The sequence below is a fragment of the Streptomyces racemochromogenes genome (genome assembly GCF_039535215.1).
GTDB lineage: Bacteria > Actinomycetota > Actinomycetes > Streptomycetales > Streptomycetaceae > Streptomyces > Streptomyces racemochromogenes.
On sequence record NZ_BAAAWT010000001.1, the window covers coordinates 2,938,307 to 2,957,940 of the forward strand.

At 73.5% G+C, this 19,634-nt stretch carries 18 protein-coding genes; 9 read left to right on the plus strand and 9 right to left on the minus strand.

Annotation, left to right across the window (positions count from 1 at the left end):
- The first annotated feature begins 29 nt into the window (after positions 1 to 29).
- Entirely contained in the window at positions 30 to 755 is a 726-nt protein-coding gene (locus ABD973_RS13430; RefSeq protein WP_345504576.1) for a transmembrane-type terpene cyclase, read from the plus strand.
- Here ABD973_RS13430 and ABD973_RS13435 read toward each other — a convergent pair.
- Positions 727 to 1,644 (minus strand): L,D-transpeptidase family protein, encoded by a 918-nt coding sequence (locus tag ABD973_RS13435; RefSeq protein WP_345500172.1) that lies wholly within the window; start codon positions 1,642 to 1,644, stop codon positions 727 to 729. The two genes, ABD973_RS13430 and ABD973_RS13435, sit on opposite strands and share 29 nt — an antisense overlap.
- 320 nt (positions 1,645 to 1,964) lie before the next feature.
- On the opposite strand from ABD973_RS13435, the gene ABD973_RS13440 reads away from it, so the two are divergent.
- Both ABD973_RS13440 and ABD973_RS13445 read left to right on the plus strand, forming a co-directional pair.
- Complete coding sequence (locus tag ABD973_RS13440) at positions 1,965 to 2,405, plus strand: NUDIX hydrolase (protein WP_125603591.1); 441 nt, start codon at positions 1,965 to 1,967, stop codon at positions 2,403 to 2,405.
- Positions 2,406 to 2,654: 249 nt separating this feature from the next.
- A complete protein-coding gene (locus ABD973_RS13445; RefSeq protein WP_125822045.1) occupies positions 2,655 to 3,560 on the plus strand; it encodes a hypothetical protein in 906 nt (301 codons plus the stop codon).
- A gap of 16 nt (positions 3,561 to 3,576) precedes the next feature.
- Here the strand turns inward: ABD973_RS13445 and ABD973_RS13450 are convergent, their stop codons facing one another.
- On the minus strand, positions 3,577 to 4,524 hold the full coding sequence (locus ABD973_RS13450) for an EamA family transporter (RefSeq protein ID WP_345500173.1): 948 nt from the start codon (positions 4,522 to 4,524) through the stop codon (positions 3,577 to 3,579).
- Positions 4,525 to 4,593: 69 nt separating this feature from the next.
- On the opposite strand from ABD973_RS13450, the gene ABD973_RS13455 reads away from it, so the two are divergent.
- A complete protein-coding gene (locus ABD973_RS13455) occupies positions 4,594 to 5,454 on the plus strand; it encodes a LysR family transcriptional regulator (protein ID WP_125822044.1) in 861 nt (286 codons plus the stop codon).
- 3 nt (positions 5,455 to 5,457) lie between these two features.
- Here the strand turns inward: ABD973_RS13455 and ABD973_RS13460 are convergent, their stop codons facing one another.
- A complete protein-coding gene (locus tag ABD973_RS13460) occupies positions 5,458 to 6,297 on the minus strand; it encodes a trypsin-like serine peptidase (RefSeq protein ID WP_345500174.1) in 840 nt (279 codons plus the stop codon).
- A gap of 612 nt (positions 6,298 to 6,909) precedes the next feature.
- On the opposite strand from ABD973_RS13460, the gene ABD973_RS13465 reads away from it, so the two are divergent.
- Positions 6,910 to 7,236: a hypothetical protein gene (locus ABD973_RS13465; protein WP_125822043.1), complete on the plus strand. Its 327-nt coding sequence runs from the start codon at positions 6,910 to 6,912 to the stop codon at positions 7,234 to 7,236.
- Between the two features lie 489 nt (positions 7,237 to 7,725).
- Here ABD973_RS13465 and ABD973_RS13470 read toward each other — a convergent pair whose 3' ends face one another.
- Positions 7,726 to 7,968, minus strand: coding sequence for a DUF397 domain-containing protein (locus ABD973_RS13470; protein WP_125822042.1), 243 nt, complete (start codon positions 7,966 to 7,968; stop codon positions 7,726 to 7,728).
- Between the two features lie 14 nt (positions 7,969 to 7,982).
- Positions 7,983 to 8,192 carry a helix-turn-helix domain-containing protein gene (locus tag ABD973_RS13475; RefSeq protein WP_125822041.1) on the minus strand — a complete coding sequence of 70 codons (210 nt, stop codon included), beginning with the start codon at positions 8,190 to 8,192 and terminating at the stop codon, positions 7,983 to 7,985.
- Positions 8,193 to 8,403: 211 nt separating this feature from the next.
- Between ABD973_RS13475 and ABD973_RS13480 the strand changes: the two genes are divergently transcribed.
- Positions 8,404 to 9,492, plus strand: coding sequence for an alpha/beta fold hydrolase (locus ABD973_RS13480; RefSeq protein WP_345500175.1), 1,089 nt, complete (start codon positions 8,404 to 8,406; stop codon positions 9,490 to 9,492).
- Between the two features lie 71 nt (positions 9,493 to 9,563).
- Here the strand turns inward: ABD973_RS13480 and ABD973_RS13485 are convergent, their stop codons facing one another.
- Positions 9,564 to 9,764 carry a type II toxin-antitoxin system VapB family antitoxin gene (locus ABD973_RS13485; RefSeq protein WP_125822039.1) on the minus strand — a complete coding sequence of 67 codons (201 nt, stop codon included), beginning with the start codon at positions 9,762 to 9,764 and terminating at the stop codon, positions 9,564 to 9,566.
- A gap of 110 nt (positions 9,765 to 9,874) precedes the next feature.
- Positions 9,875 to 11,101, minus strand: coding sequence for an amidohydrolase family protein (locus tag ABD973_RS13490; protein ID WP_125822038.1), 1,227 nt, complete (start codon positions 11,099 to 11,101; stop codon positions 9,875 to 9,877).
- 228 nt (positions 11,102 to 11,329) lie between these two features.
- Here ABD973_RS13490 and afsR point away from each other — a divergent pair, with 228 nt between their 5' ends.
- From afsR to ABD973_RS13505, 3 genes are all read left to right on the plus strand, one after another.
- Entirely contained in the window at positions 11,330 to 14,341 is a 3,012-nt protein-coding gene (gene afsR, locus ABD973_RS13495; RefSeq protein ID WP_125822037.1) for an SARP-family global regulator AfsR, read from the plus strand.
- A gap of 211 nt (positions 14,342 to 14,552) precedes the next feature.
- On the plus strand, positions 14,553 to 14,753 hold the full coding sequence (locus tag ABD973_RS13500) for a hypothetical protein (RefSeq protein ID WP_125822036.1): 201 nt from the start codon (positions 14,553 to 14,555) through the stop codon (positions 14,751 to 14,753).
- Positions 14,754 to 15,014: 261 nt separating this feature from the next.
- Positions 15,015 to 15,740, plus strand: coding sequence for a class I SAM-dependent methyltransferase (locus ABD973_RS13505; protein WP_125822035.1), 726 nt, complete (start codon positions 15,015 to 15,017; stop codon positions 15,738 to 15,740).
- Here the strand turns inward: ABD973_RS13505 and ABD973_RS13510 are convergent, their stop codons facing one another.
- On the minus strand, positions 15,741 to 17,639 hold the full coding sequence (locus ABD973_RS13510; RefSeq protein WP_345500176.1) for an exo-alpha-sialidase: 1,899 nt from the start codon (positions 17,637 to 17,639) through the stop codon (positions 15,741 to 15,743). It lies immediately after the preceding gene.
- A 157-nt stretch (positions 17,640 to 17,796) separates the two neighbouring features.
- Entirely contained in the window at positions 17,797 to 19,563 is a 1,767-nt protein-coding gene (locus ABD973_RS13515) for a FadD3 family acyl-CoA ligase (RefSeq protein WP_345500177.1), read from the minus strand.
- Between the last annotated feature and the right edge of the window lie 71 nt (positions 19,564 to 19,634).

Consider the following 19,634-nt stretch of genomic DNA (forward strand, 5'->3'; position numbering starts at 1 on the left):
GGAGCGCCTAGGGTGCGCGCGTGGAACTGATGCTGACGCTCATCAGCGGGGTCGCCTGGACCGTCGTGTACGTCGAGGCCGTGCGGGTCGGGCTGCGGGACCGGACGTACGCCATGCCCGTCGCCGCGCTCGCGCTGAACTTCGCCTGGGAGGTCGTCTACGCCGTCGACGACGTCCGTACCGGGCTCTCCCCGCAGGGCGTGGTCAACGTGGTGTGGGCCGTCGCCGACACCCTGATCATCTACACCTGGCTCCGCCACGGCCGGGCCGGGCTGCCCGGCTTCGTCACCCGGCCGCTGTTCGCCGCCTGGGGCGCGCTGCTCCTCGGCGCCGGCTTCGCCGTGCAGCTGCTGTTCGTCGCGCACTTCGGGACGCACGACGCCAGCCGCTACTCGGCGTTCCTGCAGAACCTGCTGATGTCCGGCCTGTTCATCGGCATGTACGCCGCCCGGCTCGGCCCGCACGGGCAGTCGCCGCTCATCGCCGTCGCCAAATGGCTCGGCACCCTCGCGCCGACCGTGCTGTTCGGGGTGCTGGAGGGGAACGGGTTCGTGCTCGGGCTGGGGGTGCTGTGCTGCGTCTTCGACCTCGTCTACGTGGGGCTGCTGGTGCTGCGGCCCGGGGTCGGTGCCGGTGCCGGTGCCGGTGCCGGTGCCGGTAGCGGTGCCGGTAGCGGTGCCGGTGCCGGTAGCGGTGCCCGTGCCGGTAGCGGTGCCCGTGCCGGCGTCAGAAGCCTGCCGGACCCATCGCGATGACCGGCTTCGCCGCCGGGTCCAGGGTGCGCAGCAGCTGTTCCATCGCCTCCCTGGGCAGGCCCACGCAGCCCTGGGAGGGGCCGTCGTGGTCGACGTGGAGCCAGATGTTGCCGCCCTTGTCCTCGCCCTCCGGCATGCCCGGGTCCAGCGGGGAGACCCCCTTGCGGCGGTTGTAGTCGATCGCCACGACGTAGTCGAAGGAGCCGTCCAGGGACTCGCCGTTCACGCCCCGGCCCGAGGGGACGAAGCCGCGGTCCTGGTCGTACGGGAGTTTCGTGCCGGGCGGGGGCGGCAGCAGGCCGCCCGCGTCGGTGAGGGAGTACACGCCCTCCGGGGAGGTCAGGTCCCCGTACTCGCGCTCCCGCTCGGCGGACCAGCCCTTGGCGCCGTTGCGGGCGGGCCACTGCCCGGCCGCGGTCCAGTCCTTGCCCGCGGCGGGGCGGGTGAAGAAGGTGACGGTGGAGTCCGAGGAGTCCTTCGCCTTGCCGGTGACCAGCACCAGCTGGCGTGCGGTCGCCGGGATCCGGGCGCGGGTCGCCGCGCTGAGGGTGTCCGGCAGGCCCTGGAGGGCGTCCGCCCGGGGGGTGCCGCGCGCGGCGTGGCCCGGGGCGCCGCCCTGCGCCTGCGGCTGCTCCCGCGGGGCCGCGCCCTGGGCCTGCGGGCGGGCGTCCGAGCGGGCCGCCGGGACGGGCGCGCCGGGCTGTTCGTGCAGGGCGTGCAGCCAGGCGGCGGCGAAGGTCAGCAGGCCGAGGGCGGCCACGGCGATCAGCGCCTTCGGCGGCCGGCCGGCCGAAGCGGAACGCCGGCGGTCGGCCGCGCGGGGGCCCGTACGGGACTGCGTACGGTCGCCGGTCCGAAAGCGGGAGCGGGCTCGGGCGTGCTTGCTCATCCACCCGAAGGTACATCAGGTGATCATCGTTCTCCGCGAACGGCGGCCTCCCGCACCCGGTGCGGCGCCGGAAAGCGGAGGCTGACGGTGAGCCCGCCGTCCGGTTCCGGATCGGCCTCGGCGAGCAGCCGCGCGCCGTGCGCCGTGCGCCCGGGCGAGGGAGGCGACGATGGACGGGCCTGGCCCGGCGCCCTCGCCGGCGGTGTGCCGGCGGTCCGCGCGGCCCTGGTGCTCCAGGCGGCGTAGGGAGGGGTCGGCGGCGCCCCTCGGGGTGCCGCCGACCCCTCCCGTCCCGGTACCGCCCGGCCTACCCTGATCTGATGAGAACTCCACGTCAGGCAGCGCGCATTGTCGTCCTCTCCCCCAGCGGATCGGTGTTCCTGTTCCGCGAGAACAACGTGGAGGTCGGCATCCACTGGCTGCCCCCGGGCGGCGGCATCGACCCGGGCGAGACCCCGGAGCAGTGCGTGCGGCGCGAGCTGCGCGAGGAGACCGGCTGGACCGACCTGGAACCGCAGCGGCTGCTGTGCACCTGGGAGCACGACTTCACCCACCAGGGCATCCCGGTGCGCCAGCACGAGCACATCTACGTCACCACCGGCCCCCACCGCGAGCCGGTCCTCGAGGAGCCCGGCATCCACTGGCAGTGGCTCTCCCCCGAGCGCCTGGCCGGCCTCGGCGAACCCCTCTGGCCCCCGCGCCTGCCGGAACTCCTCGCCCGCACCCCCGCCGAACCGGTCCACCTGGGCCTGATCGCCTGACGGCCTGATCGCCTCACGGCGCCCCGGCCCGGCCCGGCCCGGCGGGGGGTCCGCGTCGTCCGCGTGGCCGAGATGCGGGGCGGAGCCGGGCGGCGCAGGATGAACGAGGACGTTCGCGCAGCAGCGACGGCCGGTGCCGCGGGGGGCGGCGGGCCCGCGCGCAGGAGCGTCCTCCTTCAGACCGCACCGCTGCGGCACGCCCCGACGGGGCCGCCGCACGCGTCCGAGTGCGAGGAAAGGGGAGCATCCATGAGGAAATCCCTGGTGGTCGCGCTTGCCACGGCCACTTCCGCGACGGCCGTCCTGCTGGCCGGCCCGCTCCAGCCCGCGAGCGCCGCCTCGCCGTACTGCAACCAGAGCACGCCGAACAACTCGATCCTGTTCTACAAGTCCGGCAGCGGCGAAGCCGGCACCGGAACCCTCACCAACGGCCGTTGGCAGTACAAGGAGGCGCTGCACCTCCCGACCGGCTACACGCACGCGGCTGCCAGCCGCGATTCGCTCGTGCTCTACAACGCGAAGACCGGCGCCGGCGAGACCGGCACCTTCACGAACGGCAAGTACACCCGCAGCGAGAAGTACGACGACTTCTCCAAGGGCTGGACCTTCGTCGAGGCGTCCGGCGACTCCGTGATCTTCTACAAGGACGACGGTCACGGCGTCACGGGCACCCTCAAGGGCGGCCTGTACCGGGAGAGCCGCGTCTACGACAACTTCAGCTCGGGCTGGGGCACGATGGCCGCCTCCTGCGACACGCTGGTCGCGGCAGCGCGGCACGGTTCGACCGAATTCCCCTGGAGCAACGTGGGGTACGGGACCCTCTCCGGCGGTGTCTACACGCACAAGGGCGGCATCCCGAGGGACGACTTCCTGGGCGAGCTGACCGCCACGAAGGACTCCCTGCTGTCCTGGGCGAGAGTCGGCGGTGGACTGGAGTTCCGGGTGTCCAAGGCCGTCGACGGCGGCGGCATCGCCTTCCGCAAGATCGGCACGAGCGGTGTCTGGGACAAGGTGGGCCGCACCTCCGACAGCCTGTTCTTCTACAAGAACGACGGAACCGCCTGGACCTCGACGCTCGTGAACGGCAACTACACCAACGTCGGCCCGCTGCCCCAGGTCTCCTCGGGCTGGACGCTCATCGAGGGCGGCGTCTGAGACCGCGGCGCCCGCCCTACCGCCCGCCGGTGCGCACCGCGCCCGCGCTCGCCACGACGACGAGTGCGACCGCCGCGCACTGGACGGGCGTAAGGCCCTGGTCCAGCACCAGGTAGCCGGCCACCGCCGCGACGGCGGGGGACAGGCTGGCCAGGACCGCGAAGGTGGCCGCGGGCAGCCTGCGCAGGGCGAGCAGCTCCAGCGTGTACGGCACCCCCGAGCTCATCACCGCGATGGCCAGGCCCAGGGCGAGCACGCCCGGCTCCAGCAGGGCGGTACCCGCCGACCCGATGCCGAGCGGCAGGGCGACCAGGGCGGCGACGGCCATCGCGACGGCCAGCCCGTCCAGGCGCGGGAACCGGGAGCCCGCCCGGGCGGCCAGGACGATGTACGCCGCCCACATCGCGCCGGCGCCCAGCGCGAACGCCACGCCCGCCGCCCCGAGCCCGTCGAAGCCGCCCCCGCCCAGCAGGAACACCCCGGCCAGCGCCAGCGCCGCCCACAGCAGGCCCGCCGCGCGCCGCGAGACCGCCACCGACAGCAGCAGCGGCCCGAGCACCTCGAAGGTGACCGCCGCGCCCAGCGGGATCCGGTCGACGGCCTGGTAGAAGAGCAGGTTCATGCCGCCCAGGGCCAGGCCGAAGCCGACGGCCACCGCCCAGTCGCCGGGCGCGTACCCGCGCAGCCGGGGCCGGGCGACAACCAGCAGCAGCACCGCGGCGAAGGCCACCCGCAGCGCGACCGTCCCCAGGGCCCCGGCCCGGGGGAACAGCAGCGCGGCGAAGGCCGACCCGAACTGCACCGACAGCGTCCCGGCCAGCACCAGCCCGACCCCGCCGAGGGTGCCGCGGCCGGCGGGGCGGCGCAGGAGGCGGGCGGCGGGGGCAGGAGTCGTGGTACCCGAAGGCACGGAGGTCGTGGAGGGCGTGGAGGTCACGGAGGTCGTGGAGGGCGTGGAGGTCATGGCTTTCACGCTAGGAACCGGGCCGTGCCGTGTGAAATGCCGAATGGCGCCCGGTTATGCTCCCCAGGCATGACCATCGAGCTGCGGCACCTGCGCGCCTTCCTCGCCATCGCCGACGAGGGCAACGTCACCCGCGCCGCCGCCCGCCTCCACATCGGCCAGCCCGCACTGTCGCGGACCCTGCGCCAACTGGAGGACCACCTCGGCGCCCGCCTCGTCGACCGCTCCACGCACCACCTGGAACTCACCGCGCAGGGACGTACGTTCCGCGACAAGGCCCGTGCCGCCGTCGCCGCCGTGGACGCCGCCCTCGACCCCGGCGGACTACGGAGCTGGCCCCTGCGCCTGGGCCACACCTGGGCGGCGCTCGGCGACCACACGGTCCCGCTGCTGCGCCGCTGGGACGAGTCCCGCCCGGACGTCCCGCTGGAGCTGCTCCGCGTCGACGACCCCACCGCCGGCCTCACCCAGGGCAAGGTCGACGCGGCCCTGCTGCGCGGCGCCGTCACCGCGCCCGGACTGCGCACCGCGCTGCTGCTGGAGGAGGACCGGGTGGTGGTCATGCCGGCCGACAGCCCTCTGGCCGCACTCCCGCGCCTCACCCTGGCCGACCTCACGGGCCGCCCCATCGCCCTGAACACCGTCTCCGGGACCACCACCCTGGACCTGTGGCCCGCGACGGGCCGCCCCGCACCGGTGATCGAGGTGACCAACACCGACGAGTGGCTGATGACCATCGCCGCCGGGCGCGCCCTGGGCATCACCACCTCGGCGACCCCGAGCAACCACGCGCACCCGTCGCTGGTCTACCGCCCCCTGGCCGACGCCCCGCCCGTCCCCGTCGTCCTCGCCTGGCGCGAGGGCCCGCCCCACCCCGCCCTACCGGCCCTCCTCACGCTGACGCGGGAGGTCCTGGACGGGCAGGCCTGAGACTCAGCGCTGGCCCGAGGCCCGCGCGTAGAGCTTGGCGGCGTAGTCGCCGAGGACCGTGCTGGTGGAGACGTCGTCCGTGTCCCCGCCGGTCAGAATGCCGATGATCTTCCCGTCCCGGCCGATCCAGGCGCTGCCGCTGGTGCCGCCCGGGAAGTCGGAGCAGTCGAAGCGCTGCTCCCGCTCGCCGGTGCGGACGGCGACGGCCGTGCAGGTACGCGGGACCTTGCGGTCGGCGGGGTAACCGGTCACCGTGACCTCCTCGCCCGCACGGCCGGAGGTGTCCAGGGGCGCGCCACCGGTGACGGCCTCGACGGTACGGCCCTTGTCGTCGGGGGCGAGACGGGCGAAGGCGAGGTCGTAGTCGTCGTCGGTGCCCTCGGCCCAGCGCTCGTCCTCGAAGACCTCCTCGATCTTCCACACCCCGTAGGGGGCGGTCCCGTTCACGTACCCGGGGGCGAAGACGGCGCCCTTGCCGCCGGTCTGCTTGCCCTCCATCAGGCAGTGGCCGGCGGTGACGATCAGGTTCTTGCCGGGACTGCGCACGACGGTGGCGGTGCAGAAGTGCTCGCCGTCCAGGCCGCCGGTGAAGAGGGCGCCGGTGAACGCGACGGGCACGCCGGGCTGGGGGCTCGCGGCGGCCGGCGGAGGCGTGGCGAGCTGCGGCTTGGACACCTGCGCCCGCGACGGCCCGGTCGGCGACGCCGCGGGCGCTGCCGACTTGGCGCGCACGGGCGCGGCCGCCTCGGGTGGCGGAGCCAACTCAGCCACCGCCGCCGAGGCGCCGAGCGCCGCCAGTGCGCACAGCACTCCCGTCACCACGGACCGCTTGTCCACCGCCATGATCCCCTCCCGCTTCGCCCCGGCGAGCATGCCCCGCGGGCATGCCAAGGTGCAAGGCCGAAGGGCCGGTCGGCACCGGGTTGGCGGGATTCAGCCTGGCCGGATCAGAGCAGGTCGGGGGCTTCCCGTCAGTCCCATCGTCCTTCCGGTCCGGGCCGGTCCCTCAAGGGCGCTCCCTTCGGTCGCGTCGCTACGCGATGGCCTTCGGCCACCCTTGACCGACCGACCCGAACCGGAAAGCCGAAAGACTGCCGGGAAACCCCCAAAGAAACGGCACGGTCCAGAGGAGGAGGACAGCCTTCTCAGGGACCAGGCGAGGAGCCGGGTGCCGGCCCGCCCGACATCCGGGGCCTCAAGAGTCCGGATTCAGGGCCAGGGGCGCGACAATCCGCACGAGAGGACGACCAGAGCAGCCCAGGAAGCCCCCCAGACGCGACAGATCGCTACGCGCTTCTCATTTCTCAGCGTCCGACGACCGTCTTGGGCTGGTACCCGCACGCGAGGACGAACAGAGCCGCCAAGGGATCCGACGGGCGCGACAGACCGCTACGCGCTCCTCGTTTCTCGGCGGCCGACGGCCGTCCAGGGCTGATACGTGAGGACAATGGGCACATGAGCGGGAAGTACGCGGACCTGGACGGCGTCCTGGGCATCGGCGAGGACGCCGAGGGGGTCGCGTTCTACCTCCAGATCACGGCGGGCGAGCTCACCTACGACAAGAGCGGGAAGGCCTTCGACCACATCCAGGTCGTCCTCTTCCAGACGGCGGCACCGGGGCGGCCGGCGGACGCCAACGACATGTTCGAGACCGATGGGCTGGACGGTCTGGCAGCCGAGCTCCGTCGCGGCATCCTCGACTGGTACGGCGAACGGCTGGCCTTCCGCCTCCCCACCCCCGCAGAGCGCGACCTGATCCACGCCGCCACCGGCTGGACGTGACCTGAGCTGCTCTGTTCGTCCTCTGGTGCGGGTATCAGCCCTGGACGGCGCGTCGGCCGCCGAGAGAGAGGAGCGCGTAGCGATCTGTCGCGCCTGCCGGACTCCCGGGCTGCTCATTTCGTCCTCTGGTGCGGGTATCCGCCACGGGCGGTCGGCGGACGCTGAGATCTGAGGAGCGCGTAGCGATCTGTCGCGCCCTGGCGGCTCCCCGGGCCGCTCTGATCGGCATGCGGCGCAGGCAGCCGGCCCCCGGCCCCTCGCCTCGTCGCTGACGCGGCCGTCCCTTCACCATGGACCGTGCCGTCCTTTTGGGGGTTTCCCGGCAGTCTTCGTTTTTCCGTGGCGGGACGGCCTGTCAAGGGTGGCCGAAGGCCATCGCGAAGCGACGCGACGAAGGAGCGCCCTTGACAGGCCGGCCCGCCACGGAAGGACGATGAGACTGACGGGAAAGCCCCACACCTTCTCTGAGACCGTCCGGCCGGAACCCCGTCAGCCCGTGACTCCGCCGAGGAAGGCCACCCAGGCCGCAGGGGCGAGGGCCAGCTCGGGACCGGCCGCCACCTTGGAGTCCCAGACGTGGACCGTGTCCGTGCAGGCGGCCACCTCGACGCAGTCGTCACCGTCGGCGCTGCTGTACGTCGACTTGCGCCAGGAGAGGGCTACTTCGACGCAATTATCGCCGTCGCCACTGCTGGAGCCGCTCTTGAACCAGCGCAGATCGGCGTTGCTCATAGCGTCCCTCGCGTTCAGCTCCACCAGCCGTTCACTCGGGTAGCGGCGGCCTGCTCCACCGAGGCGATGTACTGCGGGGAGTATCCGATCAGCTCGCCCAGGCCCTCCTGGGTCAGGCGGGCGCGTTTCCAGAAGGCCTTGAGGACGGCCGCGAAGCTGCGCAGGGACCCGTTCGGGTCCTCGAAGTCCTGGTCCTCTTCGGTCTCACAGCCGGTGTCGTTCACACGCTCCACCTCGGACACCCCCAACTCACGCACCTCCGCGCCATGTTCAGGGCGACCCCTCCCCCCGGACCAGTACCTCCACTCGTACAGCGCGGCCTGTAGCAGCAGCTCGGTCAAACTCGACCAGCCGCGATCAGCAATGGCCTTTACAACCCACCGGTTTCCCGTAAGCTCCCCCTCAACAGCCAAACAGCGTCCGGGGGAAACAGTAATGCTGATCGCCACCACCGCCGCCATCGCCACCGCCCTCACCGCACCCGCCGCCGCCCTCCTCACCCACCGCGCCCTCCGCCGCGCCGCCAACGCGCGCCTGATGCGGATCGGGACGCCGAACGGCATCGACGAGCAGGGATTCGTCACCATCGGCGGGATCGAGCAGTGGATCTCCATCCGGGGCGAGGACCGGGCGAACCCGGTACTCCTGGAGATCCACGGCGGTCCCGGTGCCGCCAACTCCCCCTACGGTGCCCGTACCCGGTCCTGGGAGCGGCACTTCACCCTCGTCCGGTGGGACATGCGCGGCGCCGGCCTCACCTTCGCCAACGGCGGCGCGGCCGCACAGGGCCCGGGGCCGGCCACCTTCGCGCAGCTGTACGCCGACGCCCTGGAGGTCACCCACCACGTCCGCGAGCGCCTCGGCGTGGACCGGGTCGTGCTCCTGGCGAGCTCCTTCGGCACCGTCTTCGGGCTCCGCCTGGCCCGCAGCCACCCCGAGCTCTACTCGGCGTACGTCGGCACCGACCAGAACGTCCTGGAGGGGGGCCGCGACACCACCGCGTACGACGCCACCCTCGACCGGCTCCGGGCGGCGGGCAAGGCCAAGCAGGCGGCGGAGATCGAGGCCATGGGCCCGGACCCGCGCCGCTGGACCTCGAAGCAGCGGACCGCGTACGACAAGCTGTGTGCAGGCAGCGACCCGCTGACGCTGGACACCGTGAAGAAGGTCATTCTCGGCTCGCTCTGGCTGTCGCCGCTGTACTCCCTCCGCACGATCGCGGCGTACTTCAAGGCGCAGGCCTTCTCGGAGACCGTCACCCCCGGCTCCCATGACATCGACGTCTGGGCCGACGGGACCACCTTCCGCATCCCCTTCTTCGTCTTCCAGGGCGCCCAGGACGTGATCACCCCGGCAGCCCGCGCAAAGGCGTACTTCGACGCGGTCGACGCTCCCCGCAAGGCCTTCGCACTGATCCAGGACGCGAGCCACTTCGCGGCCCTGCGCCACCCGGACCGCTTCCTGGACCTCCTCCTCACCCACGTCCACCCGGCGGTGACGGCCACCCCGGCCGCCACAGCCTGACCGCGAGGCGAGTCAGTCCGCCGTCCCGCGCGGCACGACCCATCGCACGGGCCGCCCCGCACCCTCGCCTGTCAGGCCCCCGGCCGCTCTACCGGACCGGTCAGGTCCGGCAGCCCGCCTTCGGCGAGCCGGTCCAGGAACTCCGTCCGCTTGCGGCGGTTGACGGCGTCCTGAAGGGCTGCGTTGACCGTGGCGACCTTCGTCTTCGTGCCGAAGATCTCCGCCGCCTCCGCCAGCAGGGCATCGTCCACGTCGATCGTCGTCCTGGCCATGGCGAACCTCCTGAGCGCGGGGACTACCTGCCTCCGCCCGCCGGGACAATACCGAGACGCCCGCCCCGGATGTCGTACTCCGCGGCCGAAAGCAGGACCCCCTCACCCCCCTACGCCCCCGCCCCCGCCCACAGCCCCTCCGCCGTGAGACCCAGCAGGTCGATGGCGTTGCCGCGGACGATGCGGTCCACGACGTCCGGGTCCAGGTGGCCCATCTGGGCCTCGCCGACCTCCCTCGACTTCGGCCAGGTGGAGTCCGAGTGCGGGTAGTCCGTCTCGTAGAGGACGTTGCCCACCCCGATGTCACCCAGGTTGCGCAGCCCGAAGGCGTCGTCGAAGAAGCAGCCGTAGACGTGCTCGGCGAAGAGCTCGGACGGCGGGCGGTGGACCTTGTCGGCGACGCCGCCCCAGCCGCGGTTCTCCTCCCAGACCACGTTCGCGCGCTCCAGGATGTAGGGGATCCAGCCGATCTGGCCCTCGGCGTACATGATCCTCAGGTTGGGGAAGCGCTCGAACTTGCCGCTCATCAGCCAGTCCACCATCGAGAAGCAGCAGTTGGCGAAGGTGATGGTGGACCCGACGGCCGGCGGGGCGTCCGCCGAGGTGGAGGGCATGCGCGACGAGGAGCCGATGTGCATGGCGATGACCGTGCCCGTCTCGTCGCACGCCTGGAGGAAGGGGTCCCACGCGTCGGTGTGGATCGACGGCAGTCCCAGGTGCGGGGGTATCTCGGAGAAGGCGACGGCCCGCACGCCCCGGGCGGCGTTGCGGCGGACCTCCTCGGCGGCCAGCCGGGCGTCCCACAGCGGGATCAGGGTCAGCGGGATGAGGCGGCCGTGCGCCTCGGGCCCGCACCACTCCTCGACCATCCAGTCGTTGTAGGCGCGTACGCCGAGCAGCCCGAGCTCGCGGTCCTTGGCCTCGGTGAAGGTCTGGCCGCAGAAGCGCGGGAAGGTGGGGAAGCAGAGGGCGGACTGGACGTGGTTGACGTCCATGTCGGCGAGCCGCTCGGGAACCGAGAAGGAGCCCGGGCGCATCTGCTCGTAGGTGATGACTTCCAGCTTGATCTCGTCGCGGTCGTACCCCACCGCGGTGTCGAGGCGGGTGAGCGGCCGGTGCAGGTCCTCGTACACCCACCAGTCGCCGATCGGGCCGTCGTCGCCCCTGGCGCCCATGACGGGCGCGAACTTCCCGCCGAGGAAGGTCATTTCCTTGAGGGGGGCGCGGACGATCCGGGGGCCGGTGTCGCGGTACCTGGACGGGAGCCGGTCCCGCCAGACGTGGGGGGGCTCAACCGTGTGGTCGTCCACCGAGATGATCTTCGGGAAGGTCTCCATGCGTTCCACGGTAGCGTTGAACTGACGAACCGTCAGCTATTCGCACGGCTGGACCGAAGTACCGCCGAAGTACCGCCGAAGTCCCACCGCAGTTCCGCCGCAGTCCCGCTGAAGTCCCGCCGCAGTCGCACTTCGGCCAGGAACGGTTGGCTCCGCCGCGGGCTGACTTGTACGTGCAACACAGGGCAGACTGACCCTTGAACCGACGGAAGGCAGGGGGGACGACAGTTGGACGGCGTACCGCCCATCCCGCAGCAGCGGAGCAACCCCGACGCGGCCCCGCCCCGCATCGGCACCGGAGCCGGAACCGGAGCGGGCACCACGCCGGGCGCGAGCGCCCCCGCCCCCTCCGACAACCGCTTCGCCGTCCTCGGCCCCGTCCGCGCCTGGCGCGGCGGCGAGGCGCTGCCCTCCGGCAGCCCCCAGCAGCGCGCCCTGCTCGCCGTCCTGCTGCTGCGCGACGGCCGCACCGCCACCGCGCCCGAGCTGATCGACGCCATCTGGGGCGAGGACCCCCCGCAGCAGGCCCTCGCCACCATCCGCACGTACGCCTCCCGGCTCCGCAAGGTCCTCGAACCCGGGCTGCTCGTCAGCGACGCCGGCGGCTACGCCATCCGGCTGCGCCACCAGGAGGCCCTCGACCTCGGGATCGCCCGCAGCCTGGCCGCCGACGCCGAGAAGGCCCGCGCCACCGGCGACCGCGCCCTCGCCCGTACGCTGCTGGCCCGCGCCCTGGAGATGTGGGACGGCGAACCCCTCGCCGGGGTCCCCGGCCCGCACGCCGAGACCGAGCGCACCCGCCTGTCCGAGTGGCGACTCCAGCTGCTGGAGACCCGACTCGACCTCGACCTGGAGGTCGGCCAGCACGCCGAGGCCGTCTCCGAGCTCACCGCCCTCACCGCCGCGCACCCCCTCCAGGAACGGCTGCGCGAGCTGCTGATGCTCGCCCTCTACCGCAGCGGCCGCCAGGCCGAGGCCCTCGCCGTGTACGCGGACACCCGCCGGCTCCTCGCCGACGAGCTCGGCGTCGACCCGCGGCCCGAGCTGTCCGCGCTCCAGCAGCGGATCCTGAACGCCGACGCCGAACTGGCCCGCGCCGAGGACCCCGCCCCCTCCGCCGCGCCCGTCCCCGTGAGGCCCGCCCAGTTGCCCGCCACCGTGCCCGACTTCACCGGCCGCGCCCCCTTCGTCGCGGAACTCGGGGAGATCCTCGCCGGTGCCGAGGGACAGGTCATGGCCGTCTCCGCGCTGGCCGGCATCGGCGGCGTCGGCAAGACCACCCTCGCCGTGCACGTCGCCCACGCCGCCCGGCCGCACTTCCCCGACGGGCAGCTCTACGTCGACCTCCAGGGCACCGAACCCCGCCCCGCCCTCCCCGAAGCCGTCCTCGGCTCCTTCCTGCGCGCCCTCGGCACCCCCGACAGCTCCATCCCGGACTCCCCCGCCGACCGGGCCGCGCTCTACCGCTCCATCCTCGACGGCCGCCGCGTCCTGGTCCTGCTCGACAACGCCCGCGACGCCGCCCAGGTCCGGCCGCTGCTGCCCGGGACCGCCGGCTGCGCCGCCCTCGTCACCAGCCGGGTCCGGATGTCGGGTCTCGCCGGGGCCCACCTCGTCGACCTCGACGTGATGAGCCCCGAGGAGGCGCTACAGCTGTTCACCCGCATCGTCGGCGCCGAACGGGTCGGCGCCGAACGGCAGGCCGCCCTCGACGTCGTCGGCGCCTGCGGCTTCCTGCCGCTGGCCATCCGCATCGCCGCGTCCCGGCTCGCCGCCCGCCGCACCTGGACCGTCTCCGTCCTCGCCGCCAAGCTCGCCGACGAACGCCGCCGCCTCGACGAGCTCCAGGCCGGCGACCTCGCCGTCAAGGCCACCTTCGAGCTCGGCTACGGCCAGCTGGAGCCCGCCCAGCAGCGCGCCTTCCGCCTCCTCGGCCTCGCCGACGGCCCCGACGTCTCCCTCGCCGCCGCGGCCGCCGTCCTCGACCTCCCCGAGCACGAGACCGAAGACCTCCTGGAGGCTTTAGTCGACTGCTCCCTGCTGGAATCCGCCGCACCCGGCCGCTACCGCTTCCACGACCTCGTACGGCTCTACGCGCGTGCGTGCGCCGAACGCGACGAGCGGCCCGCCGGCCGGACCGACGCCCTCGACCGGCTCCTCGACTTCTACCTCGCCACCGCCGCCCGCGTGTACGCGGTCGAACGCCCCGGGGACCGGCTCCCGGCCCACCTCAGCGCCACCCGCCACCCGGGCCTGGTCCTCAGCGACCCCCGCACCGCCCTGGACTGGCTCTTCGCCGAGGCCGACCCGCTGCTCGCCTGCGCACGCCAGTCCGCCGGCCGGCCGGACGCCCTGCGCCGGGCCGTGGACCTGCTGTGGGCGGCCAAGGACCTCGCCGAGTCCGGCGCCAACTCCAAGCAGTACGAGTCCGCCGCGCTGACCCTGTGCGAGGCCGCCCGCGCCGCCCGGGACCCGCGCTCGGAGGGCCGGGCCCGCACCACCCTCACCATGGTCCACCTGTTCGCCGGCCGCTTCGCCGAGGCCGACGAGCAGGCCCGCCAGGCCATGGACCTGGCCCGCGGGGCGGGCGACCCGCTGCCCAGCTGCTGGGCACCCAACGACCGGGGCATCATCGCCCTCTACCAGAACCGCTACGAGGACGGCGAGCGCTACCTGCTGGAGGCCATAGAGAGCTTCCGCGCCGACGACAACCACATCGGCGAGGCCAGCGCCCTGTGCAACCTCTCCCGCATCCACGTCGGCCTGGGCCGCCTGGACAGCGCCATAGACCTGGCCCGGCAGGGCATCGCCGTCTACGACCGGATGGGCCTGACCCTGCGCCTGGCCAACGGCCGCTACGCTCTCGGCATCGCCCTCACCCAGGCCGGCCGGCTCGGCGAGGCCCTGGACCAGCTCGGCGAGGCCCTGTCCCTCTTCCACGACAACCGGCAGCCGCTGTGGGAGGGCGTCACGCACTTCCGGCTCGCGGAGGCCCATCTGGCGGCGGAGCGGCCCACCCTGGCCGCCAAGCACGCCGAGCAGGCCATCGCGCTGCGCGGGATCGGCGGGGAGTGGCGCCGGGCGACCGTGCTGACGGTCCTGGGGAAGGCGCTGCGGCGGCTGGGACAGCCGGACCGGGCGCGGGCGTGCTGGCGGGACGCGGAGACGGTCTTCGCCCAGCTCGGGTCGGCGGAACTGTCCGAGGTGCGGGCCCTGCTGGCGTCGGAACTGGCCGCCTGACCGGCTGGTTTCCGGGGGGCCGGGTGGCCGCCGCGCGATGGACGTGGACGTTCATCGTTCGTTTATCGCCGCGCGCCACGATAGGTACATCGACCCGGCGCTTCGGGGGACTACCGGGCCGGTTGGAGGACTACCCGTTCGGCGGTCCACGGGGGAACCGCCGAACGGGCCCGACCCACCACGGGCCCGACTCATGATCAGGAGAGCCGAGATGACGACGAACGAGAACAGCCTGCCGCTCGACGGAGACATCAGACCGTTCGACAACCATGCGTCGGGTGTCGAGATCGACCCGCGGGAGCTTCCGGTGGAGCCTCCCGTGGTGAAGCCCGGCGAGACTCCGGACGACAACCACGCGTCCGGCGAGGAGATCGTCTCGCTGGACAACCACGCGTCCGGCCCGCGCCCGTAACACCGGGAGCAGGGCACGGCGTACGGGGGAAACGTACGGGGGGACGCGCGTACGGGGGGCCTTGAGCGGTCGTACGGGGGACGTACGGGGGAGCCGCTCGGGGGCGTACGGGGGAAGAACGCGAGGACGGACGGCCCACGGGGGATTCGGGGGAATCCGGGACCGTCCGCACGGGGGAAACGAGCGCGGCGGTCGCGGTGGCCGGAGGGGGACCACCGCGGCCGCCGCCTTCGCGCGTCCGGTACGCCGTAGGGTGTGACCGTGTTCACTTCTCAGGGACCCAGCCTGCGCGAACTGGCCGTCCAGGCCCTCTCGTCCGTGGAGCACGGCTACGACCTGCTCGCGCCGAAGTTCGACCGGACCCCGTTCCGGACCCCGGACCGGATGCTCGACGCCGTGGAGGAGACCCTCGCGGCGTGGGAGGGGTCCTTCGGGTCGGGGCTGGACGTGTGCTGCGGTACGGGTGCGGGCCTGGGGATGCTGCGCCGGCTGTGCCGGGACCGGGTGACGGGGGTGGACCTCAGCTCGGGCATGCTGGCGCAGGCCGCGCGGGCGCACCCCGAGGGCGTGGACCTCGTACGGGCCGACGCGCTGGCGCTGCCGGACGCGCTCGGGGAGGCGTACGACCTGGCGGTGAGCTTCGGCGCCTTCGGGCACTTCCTGCCGTCGGAGCGTCCGGCCCTGTTCGCGGAGGTCCACCGGGCCCTGCGGCCGGGCGGGGTGTTCGCCTTCCCGGTCGGCGCCCCGATCCCGCTGACGTCCCCGCTGTGGTGGGCGGTGGCGGGCTTCGACGCGGCGATGCGCGTCCGCAACGCGGTGTGGCGGCCGCCGTTCGTCATGTACTACCGCACGTTCCCGTTCGGGCCGGTCCGCGCCGATCTGGAGGCGGTGGGGTTCCGGGTGGAGACGGTGCCGCTGGAGCACTTCGGGTACCGGGAGGACGGCACTCCCCGCTGGCGGCTGCTGCTGGCCCGCAAGCCGGGGTGATCACCAGAGCCGGTCGAAGGGCAGGTGCACCCGCAGCTGGTCGGTGAGGTCGTTGCCGGCGCGCAGGCGGGCGGCGTCGTTGGCGGACAGGGCGCGGCCGTAGACGCGTACGTCGTCCAGGGCGCCCGCGTAGAAGGCCTTGTAGTCGGGCTGCGTGCCGAGGTGGACGGTGAAGGCTCCGGTGGGCCGGAAGTCCATCCGGTCCGGGGTGAGTGCGGTGGTGGCGGGCGGGGCGCCGTCGACGGAGAGTTCCAGGCGGGTGCCCCTGCGCTGGAGGACGACGTGGTGCCAGGCGTCGTCGTCGGTGCGGGTGGCGGCGGTGAGGGTGGCGGGGCCGGTGCCGGCGTTGACGGTGGCTTCGAGGCGGCCGGTGGCGGGGTCGGCCTCGATGCGGAGCTGTCTGGCGGCCGGGCCCTGGCCGTAGGCCCAGAACAGGGGCTGGCGCAGGCCGCTGTCCCGGTCCTGGCCGCGGGTCTTGTACTTGACCCAGGTGGTGACGGCGAAGTCGCCGTCGCCGATGCGGAGCTGGTCCGGGCAGTCGATCAGGCGCAGGAAGTCGTCCTTGCCGTCGAAGCGCATGGCCTTGCCGCCGTCGGGGCGGTTGCCGAGCCGGGGGGCGCCGTGGACGACGGCGTGGTGGTGGAACGGGCCGGCGTCGGTGGTGCGGCGCGGGGTGAGGTCCTCGGCGGCGGTCTGGAGCTCGTGGGGGCCGAAGGCGGTGAACTTGACGTAGCCGTGCGGGGTTCCGTTGGCGGTCTCGTAGAGCAGGCCGACGCGGCCGCCGGGCAGGACGGCCATGTCGGAGTAGCCGGCGCGCTCGCGCAGGACGACGGCGCCGTCCTTGGACCAGGTGCGGCCCTCGTCCTTGGAGGTGCGCACGGCCAGGGTCCAGCGGTCGGAGAACTCGGCGCCGGGCCGGCTGGGCGCGGACAGCAGCAGCGGGCCGCCGGGCAGCTGGAGCACGGATCCGGCGGCGGGCGGGGCCGGGAGGTCGGTGACGGGGCGGAAGCCGGGCTCGGGGACGGCGGGTGCGGCGGCGTCCTCGACGATCGCGGCGACGCGGTGGTCGGGGGTGCCGCAGGTGGCGGTGGAGCGGGCGTTGACGTAGATCCGGCCGTCGGGCAGCTGGGTGAGGGCGGGTTCGTTGGGGGCGGGGGTGCCCTCGGGTGCGCCCCAGCGGGCTCCGGGCTTCCAGGTGAGGCCGCCGTCGTCGCTGTAGAGGAGCTGGGCGCCGGATTCGCCGGACTCGGTGCGGTAGTCGGCGCTGACGACGAGCCGGCCGGGGCGGTCGGGGCGGGTGGGGGTGAGCTGGATGCCGTGGCCGGGTCCGACGGAGACCCAGGCCCAGTCGGCGCCCTTGAGCTGGGGCTGCGGGGCGGGGTCGGTGGTCCAGCTCGCGCCGTCGTCGGTGCTGTGGACCAGGCGCAGTTCGCGGGGGCCGCGGACGCGGTTGCCGTCGGCGTCGGGGGTCCAGGTGCTGTAGGCGTGGAGCAGGGTGACGCGTCCGGAGGCGGAGTCGACGACGGGGACGGGGTTGCCGTAGGCGCCGGGGTCGCCGGCGCCGCGGATGACCTGCAGGGGGCCCCAGGTGCGGCCCTCGTCGGTGGAGCGCTTGAGGACGATGTCGATGTCGCCGATGTCGTTGCAGCTGGCGGTGCGGGCTTCGGCGAGGGCGAGGAGGGTGCCGTCCTTGGTGGTGACGAGGGTGGGGATGCGGTAGCAGTCGTACCCCTCGGTGAAGGCGCTGAAGGGCGCGGAGACGGCGGCGGTGAGGCCGGTCGCCTTCTTCGCCTTCGCGGTTCCGCCGCCGTCGCGGCCGGCGGGGCCGGTCGGTGACGGGGCGAGGGTGAGCCAGCCGGCGGCGCCCAGGCCCAGTGCGGCGGTGGCGGCCCAGGCCACGGCCGCTCTGCGCGGGGGCCGGCGGGGCCGCCACGGCAGACGGAATCGGACACCTGACTGGTTTGACCTCACCCGTGCAGGCTAACGCCCCCGCGGGGGCGGGCCCCGGCACGCCATGCGGTGTCGGCGGCGCGGTGTGGGTGGCAGCGGCGCGGTGTCAGCGTCCGCGGAGTTGCGTCTTGAGGACCTTGCCGCTGGCGTTGCGCGGCAGGGCGGTCACGAACTCGACCTGGCGCGGGACCTTGTAGTTGGCCATCTCCCGCCGTGACCAGGCGATCAGGTCGTCGGCGGTGAGGGTGGAGCCGGGGCGGCGGACCGCGTACGCCTTGCCGACCTCGCCGAGCCGGGGGTCGGGGACGCCGACGACGGCGACGTCGGCGATGTCGGGGTGGAGGCCGAGGAGTTGCTCGATCTCGGCGGGGTAGGCGTTGAAGCCGCCGACGATGAACATGTCCTTGATCCGGTCGGTGATGCGCAGGTTGCCCGCCGTGTCGAGGACGCCGACGTCGCCGGTGCGCAGCCAGCCGTCGGGGGTGATGGCGGCGGCGGTGCCCTCGGGGTCCTCGAAGTAGCCGCGCATGACGTGGTGGCCGCGGACGAGGACCTCGCCGGCCGTGCCGGCGGGGAGTGCGGTGCCGTCGGGGCCGGTGACGCGGACCTCGGTGTCGGGGATGGCGCGGCCGGAGGTGGCGGCGACGGTCTCGGCGGGGTCGTCGCGGCGGCACATGGTGACGACGCCGCCGGCCTCGGAGAGCCCGTACGCGGTGAGGACGGTGGCGATGCGGAGTTCGGCGCGGAGCCGTTCGACGAGCTGGAGGGGGACGACGGCGGCGCCGGTGACGACCAGGCGGAGGGCGGACAGGTCGTGGTGGTCGCGCTGCGGGTGGTCGAGGAGGGACTGGTGGAGCGTGGGCGGGCCGGGGAGTACGGAGATCCGCTCGGCCGCGATGTTGGCGAGGACGGTGTCGACGTTGAAGACGGGCTGGGGGACCATCGTGGCGCCGCGCATCAGGCAGGCGATGATCCCGGCCTTGTAGCCGAAGGTGTGGAAGAAGGGGTTCACGATGAGGTAGCGGTCGCCCTCGCGCAGTCCGGCGAGTTCGCTCCAGACGGCGTAGCAGCGCAGGGTCTGGGCGTGGGTGATGACGGCGCCCTTGGGGCTGCCGGTGGTGCCGGAGGTGAAGATGATGTCGGAGGGCGTGTCGGGGCGTATCGCGTCGGCGCGTTCGCGGACGGCGGCGGCGGGTACCGCGTCGCCGCCGGCGAGGAAGTCCTTCCAGGTGCGGAAGGCCTCGGGGGCGTCGTCGGCGAGGACGACGACCTGGTCGAGGTGGGGCAGGCCGGGGAGCGGGCCGGTGCCGGTGCCTTCGGCCGCGGCGCGGCGCAGGGAGGCGACGTAGGAGGTGCCGAGGAAGGTACCGGTGACGAAGAGCAGGCGGGCGCGGCTGCGGGCGAGGACGTAGGCGGCCTCGGTGCCCTTGAAGCGGGTGTTGAGGGGGACGAGGACGGCTCCGGCGGTGACGGCGCCGAGGGCGGAGACGATCCATTCGAGGGTGTTGGGCGCCCAGACGGCGACCCGGTCGCCCGGTTCGGTGCCGGCGGCGAGGCAGGCGGCGGCGGCCCGTTCGACGCGGGCGCCGAGTTCCGCGTAGCTGATGCGGGTACGGCCGTCGGCGACGGCCTCGCGGTCGCCGTAGCGCTCGGCGGCGTCGCGCACGAGGGCGGCGACGGTGCGCCAGCGCAGGTCACCGCGCGGGTCGGGGACGTCGACGGGGGTGCCGGCCGGGGTGTCCCGGGTGTCCGCCCGGGTGTCCCGGGTGTCCGTCGGGGCTGTTTGCGGGCCGGTGGTGTCCGTTCCGCTGTGCCCTTCGACGTCCCTGTCGGGGTTCCTGTCGGTGCCGTCCGCGCCCGCGCCCTCGTACATCCGCCCGCCCCTCCCTGGAACCCAGTAGCTGACTATCCGTCAGATTAGCTGTAGCCTTCGCGGCTGTCAGT